The organism is Bartonella sp. TS82HLJMH (assembly GCF_042193495.1).
Classification (GTDB): Bacteria; Pseudomonadota; Alphaproteobacteria; order Rhizobiales; family Rhizobiaceae; genus Bartonella; species Bartonella grahamii.
This window is the reverse complement of the sequence record NZ_JBHILU010000007.1, coordinates 77,149-92,356: the sequence shown is the minus strand read 5'-3', so window position 1 is coordinate 92,356 and position 15,208 is coordinate 77,149. Positions and strand designations below refer to the sequence as shown.

The following is a 15,208-nucleotide window of genomic DNA, read 5'->3' as shown; positions in this document are numbered from 1 at the left end:
TATGAAGAGGCTGAAAGACAAATGGTTTTCATCTTATGAGTGGATGATCGCTTTTCGTTATATGATTCCCAATAAAAAACATGTCGTTGCATCTGTTATTTCAATTATTTCTCTTATTGGGATTATGTTGGGCGTATTTGCTCTGGTTGTTGTTATGGCGGTGATGAATGGCTTTCGTACAGAACTTCTCAATCGTATTCTTGGTATGAATGGGCATCTTATTGTTCAAACAGTTGATTCTGGTTTTTCTGATTATAAGACTCTTATTTCATCTTTAGAATCTACAAATGGTGTGAAGTTTGCTTTGCCTATTATTGAAGGTCAAGCGCTTGTTCAAGGTGAAGTTCAAGGTGGCTCTGGCGCATTAGTTCGTGGTATGCGCAAACAAGATCTAGAAAAGCTTAAAACAGTCTCTCAAAACATTAAATTAGGATCGATTTCTCGGTTTGATAAAGAAGAAGGTGTTGCAATCGGAAGTGGCTTAGCAGAAAAATTGGGACTGACAGTTGGAAGAGATATTCGTATTATTACTCCAAATGGTGATGAGACTCCTTTTGGCGTTACCCCACGTGTGAAAGCTTATAAAGTCGTTGCTATTTTTGAAGTTGGTATGTCTGAATATGATTCAATATTTATCTTTATGCCTCTCCATGAAGCACAAATGTTTTTTAATTTGGGAGATAAGGTTCAGTCTTTAGAATTATTTCTAAATGATCCTGATGCTGTTGATCAAATAAAACCTGTTGTAGAAAAAACAGTTGATCAACAGGTCTATTTAATTGATTGGCGTACACGCAATCAGGCTTTTTTTTCAGCCTTACAGATTGAACGAAATGTTATGTTTTTCATTCTTTCTCTGATCGTTCTTGTTGCTGCTTTAAATATTATTTCAGGGCTGATTATGCTTGTAAAAGATAAAAGTCATGATATTGCGATTTTACGCACGATGGGGGCTCAACAGAGTGCTATTTTGCGTATATTTATCATTACAGGAATGATGATTGGTTTTATTGGAACTATATTGGGTTTAGTTTTAGGTGTTATCGCGACCGCGAATATTAATCATATCCAAGACTTTATATCTTGGTTATTTAATGTCGACGTTTTTAATCCTCAACTTTATTTTTTAACAAAATTGCCTGCACAAATTGAGTGGAAACAGACCATCTTGGTTGCTATGATGGCTTTATTTTTGTCGTTTCTTGCTGCTCTCATTCCGGCATGGCGTGCTGCTAAGCTAGATCCCGTACAAGCTTTGAGGTATGAATAATGACAGCTATTTTAGAGCTTGTAGAGATTGAAAGACTCTTTTTCGAGAGTCGTAAGCCGCTCATTGTTTTAAATAAAGCGAATTTTATTCTTAATCGTGGAGAGCTTGTCGCACTTGTTGCACCATCTGGTGCTGGAAAATCAACACTTCTTCATATTGCTGGATTATTAGAAAAACCAACAGCTGGTGATGTGATGTTACGGGGTGTTTCTTGTGCGAAGCGCTCTGATAGTGAGCGAACAGCTATAAGACGAAATGATATTGGTTTTGTTTATCAATTTCATCATTTACTTCCAGAGTTTACGGCGTTAGAAAATGTCATGATACCGCAAATGATAACAGGATTAAAAAAATCCATAGCAGAGGATCGTGCGCGCAAATTATTGACGTATCTGCGTGTTTCTCATCGTGCTAACCATCGTCCCTCAGAGTTATCGGGAGGAGAACAACAACGTGTTGCTATTGCACGTGCAGTAGCAAATGGCCCTTCGGTTCTTTTGGCTGATGAACCTACAGGAAATCTTGATCCAGTAACTTCAGCTTATGTTTTTCAAGCTTTATCTATCCTTGTTCGCCAATCGGGTCTTTCTGCTCTTATTGCAACACATAATTACGCTTTGGCTAAGCAAATGCATCGTCGAATTACACTTAAAGAACAAAAGATTATAGAGCTTCCTTAAAAGCAAGGTACAAATTTTATACGACTAATTGAATAGTTTATATTACTTTATTCAAGGAGACTTTTTTATGACAGTTTTTGTCGTTGACAAAAATCAATTAGATGTACGTCGTCGTCGATTGATTTTTCGTGCATGGCATCGCGGTATTCGTGAAATGGATCTCATTTTTGGATATTATGTCGATGCTCATATTACTGGAATGAATGATAGAACGCTCTCTGAACTTGAGTATATTATGTCTTTTGATGATCGCGATTTACTCACATGGATTACGGGAGAAGTTTCGCCACCCTCTGAAGTTGATAGTCCACTTTTCCGTGATATTGCCAATTATCGTACTTGTTTAAATTATTAATTCCGATGCCTATATTTAAAAAAATTGTTATTCCCAAAAATAATTCTGTTCGTATGATTTTTGATGGAGTTACTGATGGATTTGAAGCCTTTGCGCTTGCTAAATTAAGTTCAGAAATTGCACAAGGTAAACCGCTCATCTATGTTGTCCGCGACGGAACAAAAATTGTTCATTTACAACAAGTTTTAAATTTTATTGAGCCAAATTTACCCATACTTCAATTTCCTGCATGGGATTGTTTGCCTTATGATCGTGTGTCACCAGGAATTGCTGTTATGGCACGTCGACTATCAGCATTGGCACATATAGCAAATTTACGTAAAGATCCACATTCTGCAATTATATTAACAACAGCAAATGCGATTATGCAAAAGTTACCTCCTCGTGAAATGATAGAAGCTCAGCTTATTCACGCACGTGTTGGACAGCGCAATAACATGGGAAATCTTATTCGGTTTCTAGAAACCAATGGTTTTGAACGCGTTACGGTTGTCCGTGATGTTGGTGAGTTTGCTGTAAGAGGAGGAATACTTGATATCTTTTCTCCGATGGATGTTGAACCTTTACGTCTTGATTTTTTTGGAGATACCCTAGAAAGTATCCGCATATTTGATCCAGAAAGTCAAAGGACAACAGGCCAAAAAACTGAACTTTTATTACAGGCAATGAGTGAGGTTGTTCTCACACCAGAATGCATAAGCCGTTTTAAGAGCAATTATACCCATACATTTGGTGTATCACAAAAAAATAACATGCTTTATGAAGCAATTGCTCAAGGTCGGCGTTTTGTCGGTATGGAACATTGGCTTCCATTTTTTTATGAAAACCTTGATAGTTTTTTTGACCATTGTGGCAACTTACCGATAGTTTTTGAGCATCTCATAGAAGAAGTCTTCATTGAGCGCTATCGTCTTATTGAAGACTATTATAACGCGCGCAAAGAGCGCGAAAAGGATGTAAAAAATTCTACTTCTTATCATCCAATAAATCCTAGTCTTTTTTACTTAACGCCAGAGCGTGTTTTGGAAGGTGTACAACAATCTTCACAGCGTATTGATTTTTCACCTTTTAATATTCCACAAAGTTTGGAACAAACTGTTATTCACACCAATGTTAAACAGGGATATGATTTTGTAAAAGAGCGTAATGCGCAGGAAAAAAATGTTTTTTCAAGTGTTATTGATCATATTGCATCTTTACGCACTGCTGGTAAAAAAGTGCTTTTAGCGTGTTGGAGTGAAGGATCTCTCAATCGTTTGCTACAAGTTCTTGATGAGCATGGATTGAAAAAAATAGATGTTGCAAAATCCTTGCAAACTGTCAAAGCAACACCACGAGATCACATATTAGCAGCTGTTATCATGATAGAACATGGTTTTGAGGCTGAAGATTTAGCTATTATAGCAGAGCAAGATATCCTTGGCGATCGTTTTATAAGATCGCCAAAGCGGTGTAAAAATAATACAAATTTTATTTCTGAAATTTCTGCTTTAAATTCTGGTGATATTATTGTGCATATCGACCACGGTATTGGTCAATTTGTTGGTCTTAAAACCATCAAAACTACTGGAATTTTACGAGATTGCCTTGAAATTAGATATGCTGGAGGTGATTTACTCTTTTTACCTGTTGAAAATATTGAGCTTCTCTCACGTTATGGCTCAGAAGGAACAGAGGTAACTTTAGATAAATTAGGAGGTGTTGCTTGGCAAGCACGTAAAGCTCGGCTTAAAAAACATTTATTAGAAATGGCAGGGCAATTAATTCGTATAGCTGCAGAGCGTATGACTCGTGCTGCGCCTGCTTTACTTCCACCAGTTGGATCATTTGATGAGTTTGTTGCTTGTTTTCCTTATGAAGAAACGGAAGATCAAATGAATGCAATTGATGCTGTTTTAGACGATTTAGCCTCAGGAAAGCCTATGGATCGCTTGATATGCGGTGATGTTGGTTTTGGAAAAACCGAAGTAGCCATTCGAAGTGCTTTTGTCGCAGCATTAAATGGATATCAGGTTGCTGTTGTTGTACCGACAACTTTGCTTTCACGTCAACATTACAAGACATTTATTTCGCGTTTTCAAGGATTACCAGTTAAAATTGGACATGCTTCAAGGCTTGTAAAAGCGAAAGAACTTGCACAAGTAAAAAAAGGTATTTCAGATGGTACAATCGATATTGTCATTGGAACCCATGCGTTATTAAGTGGTGCAGTTCATTTTTTACGGTTAGGCCTTCTCATCATTGATGAGGAGCAGCATTTTGGTGTCAAACACAAAGAGCGTTTAAAAGAGCTTAAAAGTGATATTCATGTTCTCACACTTTCAGCGACTCCTATACCTCGCACTTTAGGGTTAGCATTATCGGGTGTACGTGAACTTTCATTGATAACAACGCCCCCTATTGATAGAATGGCAGTTCGTACTTTTATTTCACCCTTTGATGCTCTTGTTATACGAGAGACTCTGCTTCGAGAATATTATCGTGGCGGACAAAGTTTCTATGTTTGTCCTCGTATTTCTGATCTGGCTTTTGTAGAAGAATATCTCAAAACACATGTACCAGAACTGAAATTCGTTGTGGCTCATGGACAAATGCCGGCTGGACAACTTGATGATATCATGAATGCATTTTATGATGGGCAATATGATGTTTTGATATCGACAACCATTATTGAATCTGGTCTTGATATTCCAACAGCCAATACCCTAATTGTGCATCGCGCTGAGATGTTTGGTCTTTCTGCACTCTATCAGTTACGAGGGAGGGTAGGGCGTTCAAAACAACGTGCTTATGCACTTTTTACATTTCCTGCTGGTAAAGTTTTAACAGCTGCTGCTGATCGCCGTCTTAAAGTTTTACAATCTCTTGACACCTTGGGGGCCGGTTTTCAATTGGCAAGCCATGATATGGATATCCGCGGTTCAGGCAATTTTTTAGGTGAAGAGCAATCGGGGCATATTAAAGAAGTTGGATTTGAACTCTATCAAAAAATGCTTGAAGAAGCTGTTGCTGAATTAAAGGATGGAGAACTAAATGAAGATAAGCAATGGTCTCCTCAAATTTCACTTGGTACAACAGTGATGATACCAGAAAGTTTCGTGCCTGACTTGCCATTACGTATGGGGCTTTATCGTCGTTTAACAGAACTTGATGATTTAGAACAAATTGATGAATTTGCAGCGGAGTTAATTGATCGCTTTGGTCCTTTACCACTTGAAGTTCAACACCTTCTTAAAGTCTTTTATATCAAAACATTGTGTCGAAAAGCGCATGTAGAAAAATTGGATACTGGACCAAAGGGGATTGTTATACAGTTTCGCAATAATTATTTTGCAAATAGTGTTGCTCTTGTTCAGTGGGTTGGAAAACAAGGTTCGATGGCAAAAATTCGACCAGATCAAAGTATCGCTCTTATTCGTGATTGGTCCACAGCGGATGAAAGGCTTGTTGGAGCAGCGAATATTATGACACAGCTTGTCGAAATGGCAGAACAACATTCTGGTTAAAAACTTCTTTGTTGTTTCAGAATTGTTACTCATTTTTATAAAATTATTATATAAAAACAAATAGTTATTAATTTTTTATAAGAATAAAATTTAAGTTTATAATAAAAGAACTTCTTACATATTCATTTTGCGTTCTTTATCATAAGACATATTGATATAATGAAGAAAATAGCTTAGACGGTGTAACCGCAATAAATAGAACGTGCATATAAGTATCTTCTCTAAAAAGCAAAAATTTAGGCCAAGATAACCTGCCTTCTTCATTACAAAAGTTGCTAACGATGGTTTTTTATTCCCTGTAATATATGGCATAAAAAATGCTCATGCTCATTTATCTTCTAAGGAACAATACCAACATTAAAAAAAACAAAAGAAAGAATACTAAAGATAGCATACAATTTATTGAAGATAAGTATTTATCATTTAGATATTTTTGAAAAAAATATTTCTAAAGCAGAATACTATCAGTGTTTGCAGGAACGGAATAAGTTTTTAAAAGAACTGAAAATCTGAAGGATGAATATTATAATTTTGGTTCGAAATTACAGGATCTATTTGAAAAAAATAAAAATTTATCTCTAGGGTACATATAGCGAGAGAGTACGAAGTAGGAGAATACGAGGAAAAGCTGAATTATTTAATAAATGAAAAATTATTCTCATATTTGTTATTAGTTGCAAAATTTTAACGGACATATTGCAGAGTGATATAGGTGCTATTTTGCACAAAGATTTTGATTGGAAAGATAAAGATTTTTGTTGAGCAAAAGACGCAATTAATTTGATAATCTCCAGTTTATAACAATATAAAAGAATTGCTAACAGAAGGCTCTTAATAGCTATGAAAAACAAAAATTTGATGATGCAAAAGATAAGTTATTATTATAAATAAAATATTTTCAACAGTTATAAATTTTTTCTCTAAGAAAATATGTTGTTTAATTAATAAAAAAGCACTTCTTTAGTAGCGTATTTTTAAACTAAACTTTTTAGTTAAAAGCTATAGAATATAAAACTTTATTACAAAAATGTATCGCCATTGTTTTGTATATAAGGGCAAAAAATTGTCCATTAGCAAAAAAATTTCTTACAATTATGCAGAAATTTTAGACAATCATTGGTTTTAATTCATCAAATGTTTCAATAATACCGTAAATGATTTTGTTTTTGTGTACCACACGAGGCACATAAGGAAAACAGTAAAATTTATCTGATATTTTGGAATTTCATGCATTGCAATCCTGTTGCTAAGGTTCCACAAACTTAAATGAAGAGTAATAAATGTAAAAAGTTTAATTAGTAAGATTTTTAGAGTAGTATAGGAGTTTATTTTAATTAATATTGCAATATTGATTCGTTTGTGTAATCTTAGCTCAAATGCACGAGGTGTTTTATGGATAGATTGCATCAAACACCAATGTGATGAAGAGGGGAATTATATGGGTGTATAAAAATTAGAATGGCTCGTCGTATTTTTTTCTCTAAATTTGACTTTTTTTTTTATATTGAAGTAAAAATAGTAAAATTAAGTATTATTTCATTATAATTTAATAAATTTAAGTTGGAACTATATTTAATATTTTTTTGAAGTTACTTAAGAGCGCGTTGAAAGGATTAACTTAATCATGTCGCATAAAAATGTTTATTCTGCTGTTTCAGTATTAGTTGGAGCGGCTGCCCTTTTTCTTATAGCTGGTATTTCTGCAAATGCACAAACTTTATCACAAGGTTGGTACAAAGTTTGTAGTAAACAGCATGATGTTGATATTTGTAATACAATGAATACTGTATTATCGAATACGGGACAACCTTTAACGGCTTTTAATCTTGTTGAAATAAAAGGGAAGCAAAATGAAAAACGTATAGGTATTCAAGTACCTACAGGTCGTTTTTTGCCAGAAGGTGTTCACATTAAAATTGGTGACGATTTCTCTAAAAAAATTCCTTATATTATTTGTAATGGACCAAGTTGTATTGCCAATGATGTCTTAGATGATAAGCTTATAGCAGCTATGAAAAGTGGTAAAAAAATGGTTGTAACCACAGTTAATTTCCGTGGTTCAGCTAATCCTATTGAATTTTCTCTTAATGGGTTTACAGCAGCCTATACCGGTCCTGGTATGGAGGAAAAAGATTTTCAACAAGAACAAATAAAGATGCAGCAAGCCATTCAATCAAAGCAAAAAGAAATTGAAGAGCGTATGCGGGCTGAACAAGAAAAAGCAAAACAAAAGTGATAGACCTACACCATAGAATTGGTTGAAACGTCTTCTATAATTGTTTATTTAAACCGCCACAGTTTTCTGTGGCGTTTTTTTTTTAATCTTTAATTTTTCGAAAGAATTCTGCGTTTCCACCAACCAATACGTTCAGTTTTGGAAGAATCATTAGGCGTTGATGAAACAACAACGGGTTGATTAATTGTTTCTTCAATTTGGGAAGGAGAGGTTTCGACAACTTCCTCCATCTCGATTATAGTTTCTTTCTCTAATATTTTTTGTATTTGCGTTGTCTCTTTAGAAGATAATTTTTTACGTGTTGCACGTGTTGATTTTTTACTATTTTCAAGAGTTTTATCTTCTACTTTATGAATAGATTTGTCTGCTTTTTTTGTTTTAGCCTTACGTACCGAATTAGTTTTAGGTTTTTCTTCAAGAGATTTTTGTTCTACGACATTTTGATCATTCTCTAAAAAAAGTTGATTTTCTACTACTTTTGAAGAACGTGTTTTACGTTTTTTAGGTTTAATACTTGTATCAATTTTTTCAGATTCACCCTGTTGTTGTATATCTAGAGCCTGTGTATTATTTTTTGTTTCTTCAAGTTCAAAAGACTTAGCGGGTGAAACACGATGTTTGCGATGTGCTGCTTTAATTTCTGCTAAAGCCTGCTTAGCAAAATCTCCCACTGGTTCTGCGTAAGGAACGCGAATCTGATGAAAACTATTATCTTGATTGCGTCGACCACCACGACGTCCTCGACGACGTCCTCGACGATAAGAATCATCATTCAAGGTATCTTCTTTTTTATGAACATTGGAGAGAGAATGATCAGTAATTTCACCGTGACGATTTTTCCGCCGACGCTTTTGGTTTGTTTCAATGGGAGAAGGATTTTCAATAGATTCACTTTTTATGAAAATAGAATCTTCAATTTCTTGCTTATTAGCATCTTCCAATGAAGATCGAGAAATACTCTCTGCTATTGAGCCTTTAGAAATAACAAGATGTTGCGTACCAATACTATCATCTGCTTCAATACTAATATTAAGCTTAAAGCGAGCTTCTAAATTAACAAGAATGTTGCGTTTATGATTTAATACATAAAGCGCTGTTGCTACGGGTGTGCGCACGATAATATTATATTGCGAATTATGAAGAAGATATTCTTCAATTGAGCGCATGACATGTAACGCAATTGATGATTCAGAACGTATATTTCCTGTTCCTGCGCAATGTGGGCAGGGCTGTGTTGTACTTTCTAAAACCGATATGCGAATACGTTGACGACTCATTTCTAAAAGGCCGAAGTGTGAAATATGACCTACTTGAATACGAGCACGATCATTTTTTAAACAATCTTTTAATTTTTTTTCGACTAGCTTCACATTGCGTTCTTCAAGCATATCAATAAAATCAATCACAATTAAACCAGCAAGGTCACGCAAGCGTAATTGACGCGCTACTTCTTCGGCAGCTTCAAGGTTAGTTTGTAAAGCTGTCTTTTCGACAGAGAATTCTTTTGTAGAGCGGCCAGAATTTACGTCAATAGCAACAAGTGCTTCTGTTTGGTTAATAACTAGATAACCACCAGATTTTAAAGAAACCTGTGGTTGCAACATTTTATCAAGTTGAATTTCAATATTATTTCTTGCAAAAATGGGTGTAGGATCACGGTAAGGTTGCACAACTTTTGCATGACTTGGCATGAGCATACGCATAAAGTCTTTCGCTTCACGATATCCTTGGTCTCCAGAGACAAGAATCTCACTAATGTTCTTATTGTAAAGATCTCGTATAGAACGTTTGATGAGATTACTTTCTTCATGGACAAGGCATGGCGCCGTTGACTCAAGTGTCAAAGTGCGAATAGTATCCCATAACCGCATAAGATATTCATAATCACGTTTAATTTCAGCTTTTGTTCTATTGGCACCAGCGGTTCGTAAGATAACGCCCATACCTTTTGGAACTGCTAATTCTTTTACGATTTCTTTAAGACGCTTACGGTCTTGTACGTTCGTAATTTTTCGTGAAATACCACCACCACGTGCTGTGTTGGGCATTAGAACAGAATAACGACCTGCTAAAGATAGATATGTTGTAAGGGCAGCACCTTTATTACCACGCTCTTCTTTGATGACTTGTACCAACAAAATTTGACGCCGTTTAATGACTTCTTGAATTTTATACTGGCGCCCTTGTTTTCTTTGATAAATTGGGAGTTCTTCACGAATGTCCTCAGCACCGACCATTTCGATCTCATCATAAGAGATATCGGCATTTTCTGTATTATCAATTATTGTCGCTTCAGATGTGATATCATTTTCAATATCGGCTGCTATGACATTGTTTTTTCCATCTTTTTTTGTTCTCCTGGAGCGTTTTTTATTTTTAGTTGCTTCTTCCGTAAAGGCATCTACAGAATTTTCTCCTACAGCTGCTTTTTCCTCTTCTTCAAGAAGAGCAAGGCGATCAGCAATAGGAATTTGATAATAATCAGGGTGAATTTCAGAAAATGCTAAAAAACCATGTCGGTTTCCACCATATTCAACAAAAGCTGCTTGGAGAGATGGTTCTACACGCGTAATACGTGCGAGATAAATATTCCCCTTGAGCTGTTTTCTATGTTCTGATTCAAAATCAAGTTCTTCAATTTTGTTGCCGTGCACAACAACAACACGTGTTTCCTCCGGATGGGAGGCATCTATAAGCATTTTGTTTGACATAAGTTAATATCCTGAAGGCGACATGCACAATTTTATTCAAACGAACGCTATAACTATTCGTAAATATAAAAGGCTGTCTGCCATAAAAGGGAGGTACCAGAAAAACAGGACGGAACACCACGTGCAGAGGCATGACTGCATTTACACCATTTCTCATCATTATCTCCATCTGTTTTTTATGACTCATATTTCTTAAAAGTCTCCGGTAAAATAATCTTTAAAACAGTTCGGACATCCGAACCAACGAATCTTAAGTAATGCAATCCTAATGTTATAACATAGAAATTTTTCATCCATAAAAAAGTCTCAACGCATAATAGGCAAAAAACCTCTAAAGACAACTTAATATGAGTTACAGATAATTTAGATGACTATTATCAGCTAGGAAGCATAAATATTCTTTTATGTTGATATCATGCGTTTGGCAAGTAACAATGTAAATCATGTACAATGATAATATTTATGACCTTAATTTCGTTTTTGGGTGTTTATTTAGATTTTATTGAAAAATAGAGAATAAGTTGGTGTATCGTTTTTATGTAACCAAGATAAATTATTACAAATGTAATGTAGAGTATTTTGCTTATGATAAGAGTTTTCTTTACCAAAAAGCTGAAAATAGCTTATGGGGATATTATTGCGCTCATCACATACTTTTTATTATTTTTTTTGCTATTCCAAACCAGTGTTCAAGCCGCAGATCCTCTGAGACTTATTAATTTTCGAACCATTGGTGATAGTGTTCATACGCGTATTATTGCGGTTTTCAATTCAAAACCAAATATTCGTTTACAGATTTTGGACAGGCCAACACGGTTGGTTATCAATTTACCTACACTTGACTTTTCAATGCAAAATACGCCTTTAAAGAAACAGAATACATTATCCGTTATGCTTTCAGATGTGCGTTATGCTTTTTCTGACATACAGACTTCACGCATTATTTTGACAAGTAAAACGGCTTTTGTAATTGAAAAAAATGTCGTAAAAAAATTAAATAATGGTTTATGGCAGTTGCTGATTGATATTCGTAAAAGTACACCAGAAAAATTTGATGAGATATTAAAAAAACAGCAAAGGACCAATTTTGATACAAAAACGCAGTTAATGCCAGCATATAATTTCCGTGTTGTTCTTGATCCTGGTCATGGTGGTATTGATGGCGGTGCGCGGGGTGTTACTGGAGTTTTAGAAAAAGATGTAACTTTAGACTTTGCGCGTGCATTGCGAGACGAATTACAAAAGGATTCTCATATTACAGTTGCTTTAACGCGAGATTCCAATATTTTTTTAAGACTAAGTGAAAGAGTTAAAAAAGCGCAAGAGTTCGATGCTGATCTTTTTATATCTATTCACGCAGATACGATTGATCTACATTCTCTTCGCGGTGCCACAGTGTATACCATATCAGATAAAGCCTCTGATGCCATTGCAAAATCTTTAGCTGAAAATGAAAATAAAGTTGATTTGCTGGACGGTTTGCCTGCAGATGAAACGCTCGAAGTTACAGATATTTTGATGGATCTTACACGACGTGAAACACATACATTTTCGGTGAATTTTGCAAATAGTGTAATTTCAAGTTTATCAAAGAATCATATTAACTTGATTAATAACCCACATCGGTATGCTAATTTTCAAGTTTTAAGAGCTTCAGATATACCCTCCGTCTTGATAGAAATAGGTTATTTATCCAATAAAGAGGATGAAAAGTTATTAAATGATCCTCATTGGAGAAAACAAATGGCAGCCTCTATTGCTCATTCTATTCGTCAATTTGCTCATTATAGGCAGAAAATGATACAGCCTCTTTAAATTTGTGGGAAAATAGAGTATTAATATGGGTTTCTAGTATACCCTAGTATAAATAAAAAATAGAAAATAAATTCTCTTAATCTCAATCTTGTGGTGATATCCGCTCGGTGTGTTTGAAATAACGTATTTTTTCTTTGATTAATTCTTAAGAAAGCGATAGCCGTTTTTATGATTATTTTTTTAAGATATCTTCTTCGTTTTTTTGTTGCTATTGGACTTTGTGGAGCAATAACGTGGGGTGTTATGACCAGTGGTCAAGCAAATGCACTCCCTGATTATGAAGTTCTTTCACTTTATGAGCCGCCGGTAATGACCCGCGTTCATGCTTCTGATGGCCGCCTTATGGCAGAGTTTGCAACAAAACATCGCCTCTATTTACCGATTCAATCAATACCAAAGCTTGTTATAAATGCTTTTATTTCGGCTGAAGACAAAAACTTTTATCATCATTTTGGTTTAGATCCCGAAGGGCTTTCTCGAGCTTTGATCAATAATATTCGTAATATTGGTTCTGGAAGGCGTCCAGAGGGTGCATCAACTATAACGCAACAAGTCGCTAAAAACTTCCTTTTAAGTTCAGAAACAACGTTAGAGCGTAAATTTAAGGAAGCTATTTTAGCAATGCGTATTGAGAAAACTTATTCAAAAGATCATATTCTCGAACTTTATCTCAATGAAATTTATCTGGGTCGTGGCACTTATGGTATAGCAGCTGCTTCTTTGACCTATTTTAATAAATCCGTCAATGATTTGACTCTAGAACAATGTGCTTATTTGGCTGCTCTTCCAAAAGGACCAGCAAATTATGATCCATTTAAGAATACACAGCGTGCTATTGATCGGCGCAATTGGGTTATAGATCGGATGATTGCAAATGGATATGTAACGCATGAACAAGGTGAAAAAGCGAAAGCTAAACCTTTAGGAGCGACAATACGTGGGAGTGATAGCTATGTTTTTGCGGCTGATTATTTTACTGAAGAAGTGCGACGTCGTTTAATACATCGCTATGGGGCTAAAACACTTTATGAAGGTGGGCTTTCCATTCGTACAACGCTTGATCCGCATTTACAACTTATTGCGCGACGTGCTTTGCACGCTGGGTTAATTAGATTTGATCATTCGCAAGGATGGCGTGGAGCTTATGCGCATATCGATGAGAGGGGTGATTGGGGGATAGAGCTTGCAAATATCACAGGGCTAAGTGATGTTCCTGAATGGCGTTTAGCTGTTGTTCTTTCTACTAATACCAATAAAGTAGAGATTGGTTTACAGCCACAGCGCGAAGCTTCAGGTATATTATCAAAAAAACGGGAAATTGCTGTTTTATCTGAATCTGATTCAAAATGGGCACTCCATGTTGTAAAAGAAAATGGTTATCGAAAAACTGTTCAGAACTTATCTCATGTTCTGCAAGTTGGGGATGTCATTTTTGTTGAAAAACTATCTAATACAAACAACATTTATCGTTTACAACAAATTCCAAAGGTTGAAGGTGCAATTGTTGCTATGGAACCTCATACAGGGCGTGTTCTTGCTATGGTGGGAGGATTTTCTTTTGCTGCATCTGAATTCAATCGTGCAACCCAAGCTTATCGCCAACCGGGGTCTGCTTTTAAGCCTTTTGTTTATGCAGCAGCTCTTGATAACGGGTATACACCAGCATCCGTTGTTTTAGATGGCCCCATTGAAGTTCGTCAATATAATGGTGAAGTTTGGCAACCAAAAAATTATGGTGGTACCTTTGCAGGACCTTCAACGTTGCGTTATGGGATTGAGCGTTCTCGTAATCTTATGACAATACGGCTTGCCAATGATATGGGAATGCCTCTTGTCGCTGAATATGCAGAACGCTTTGGCGTAGTGGATAAATTGCAGCCTTACCTTCCCATGGCTTTAGGGGCTGGTGAAACAACAGTATTACGAATGGTTACAGCTTATTCAGTTATTGCCAATGGGGGACGCTCTATTAAACCTTCTCTGATAGACAGAATTCAAGATCGTTATGGAAAGACAATTTATCGTCATGATGATCGTATTTGTGAAAATTGTAATACGCATTCATGGAATAATCAACGTGAACCCACATTGATTGATGAGCGAGATCAAGTTCTTGATCCTATGACAGCTTATCAGATTACATCCATGATGGAAGGGGTTGTTCAGCGTGGTACTGCAGCACGTTTACGTTATCTTAATCGACATATTGCCGCTAAGACAGGGACAACCAATGACTCTAAAGATGTCTGGTTTATGGGATTTACTCCTGACATTGTCGTTGGTATTTTTATTGGCTACGATCAACCTGCTCCGTTAGGATATAATGGAACCGGAAGTTCATTAGCTGCACCTATCTTTGGTGAGTTTATGGCAAATGCTCTTAAAGGGAAGCCAGATGTTCCCTTTAAGATGCCAAAGGGTATGATTTTAATGCCAATTAATCGGAAAACAGGAATGCTTGCGGAAAGAGGAGATCAAGATGTCATTATAGAAGCATTTAAACCAGGAACTGGCCCTGCTGATATATATCAAGTTATTGGGAGTACAAATTCTTTTCAAGAAGGTGTTCCTGCAGTAACTACTTCTCCACAAGTCAATAAAGCCCTTGAAAGTGGGACAGGTGGGCTGTATTAAT

General features: G+C 35.9%; 8 protein-coding genes. 7 read left to right on the top strand and 1 reads right to left on the bottom strand.

Features of this window, described 5'->3' with window-relative positions:
• Position 1: 1 nt before the first annotated feature.
• From ACFIKO_RS04980 to ACFIKO_RS04960, 5 genes are all read left to right on the top strand, one after another.
• Positions 2–1,270: a lipoprotein-releasing ABC transporter permease subunit gene (locus tag ACFIKO_RS04980; RefSeq protein ID WP_375619783.1), complete on the top strand. Its 1,269-nt coding sequence runs from the start codon at positions 2–4 to the stop codon at positions 1,268–1,270.
• Complete coding sequence (locus ACFIKO_RS04975; protein ID WP_375673443.1) at positions 1,270–1,950, top strand: ABC transporter ATP-binding protein; 681 nt, start codon at positions 1,270–1,272, stop codon at positions 1,948–1,950. Before ACFIKO_RS04980 ends, ACFIKO_RS04975 begins: the two co-directional genes overlap by 1 nt.
• Before the next feature lie 67 nt (positions 1,951–2,017).
• Positions 2,018–2,305 (top strand): succinate dehydrogenase assembly factor 2, encoded by a 288-nt coding sequence (locus ACFIKO_RS04970; RefSeq protein ID WP_375673442.1) that lies wholly within the window; start codon positions 2,018–2,020, stop codon positions 2,303–2,305.
• A 5-nt stretch (positions 2,306–2,310) separates the two neighbouring features.
• The gene (gene mfd / locus ACFIKO_RS04965) at positions 2,311–5,811 is read left to right on the top strand and encodes a transcription-repair coupling factor (protein ID WP_375673441.1); all 3,501 of its coding nucleotides are present in this window, start codon (positions 2,311–2,313) and stop codon (positions 5,809–5,811) included.
• 1,624 nt (positions 5,812–7,435) lie between these two features.
• The gene (locus ACFIKO_RS04960; RefSeq protein ID WP_375619787.1) at positions 7,436–8,047 is read left to right on the top strand and encodes an invasion associated locus B family protein; all 612 of its coding nucleotides are present in this window, start codon (positions 7,436–7,438) and stop codon (positions 8,045–8,047) included.
• An 89-nt stretch (positions 8,048–8,136) separates the two neighbouring features.
• Here ACFIKO_RS04960 and ACFIKO_RS04955 read toward each other — a convergent pair whose 3' ends face one another.
• Entirely contained in the window at positions 8,137–10,758 is a 2,622-nt protein-coding gene (locus tag ACFIKO_RS04955) for a ribonuclease E/G (RefSeq protein WP_375619788.1), read from the bottom strand.
• Positions 10,759–11,343: 585 nt separating this feature from the next.
• On the opposite strand from ACFIKO_RS04955, the gene ACFIKO_RS04950 reads away from it, so the two are divergent.
• A complete protein-coding gene (locus ACFIKO_RS04950; RefSeq protein WP_375673440.1) occupies positions 11,344–12,573 on the top strand; it encodes an N-acetylmuramoyl-L-alanine amidase in 1,230 nt (409 codons plus the stop codon).
• Positions 12,574–12,741: 168 nt separating this feature from the next.
• A complete protein-coding gene (locus ACFIKO_RS04945; protein WP_375619790.1) occupies positions 12,742–15,207 on the top strand; it encodes a penicillin-binding protein 1A in 2,466 nt (821 codons plus the stop codon).
• Position 15,208 lies beyond the last annotated feature (1 nt).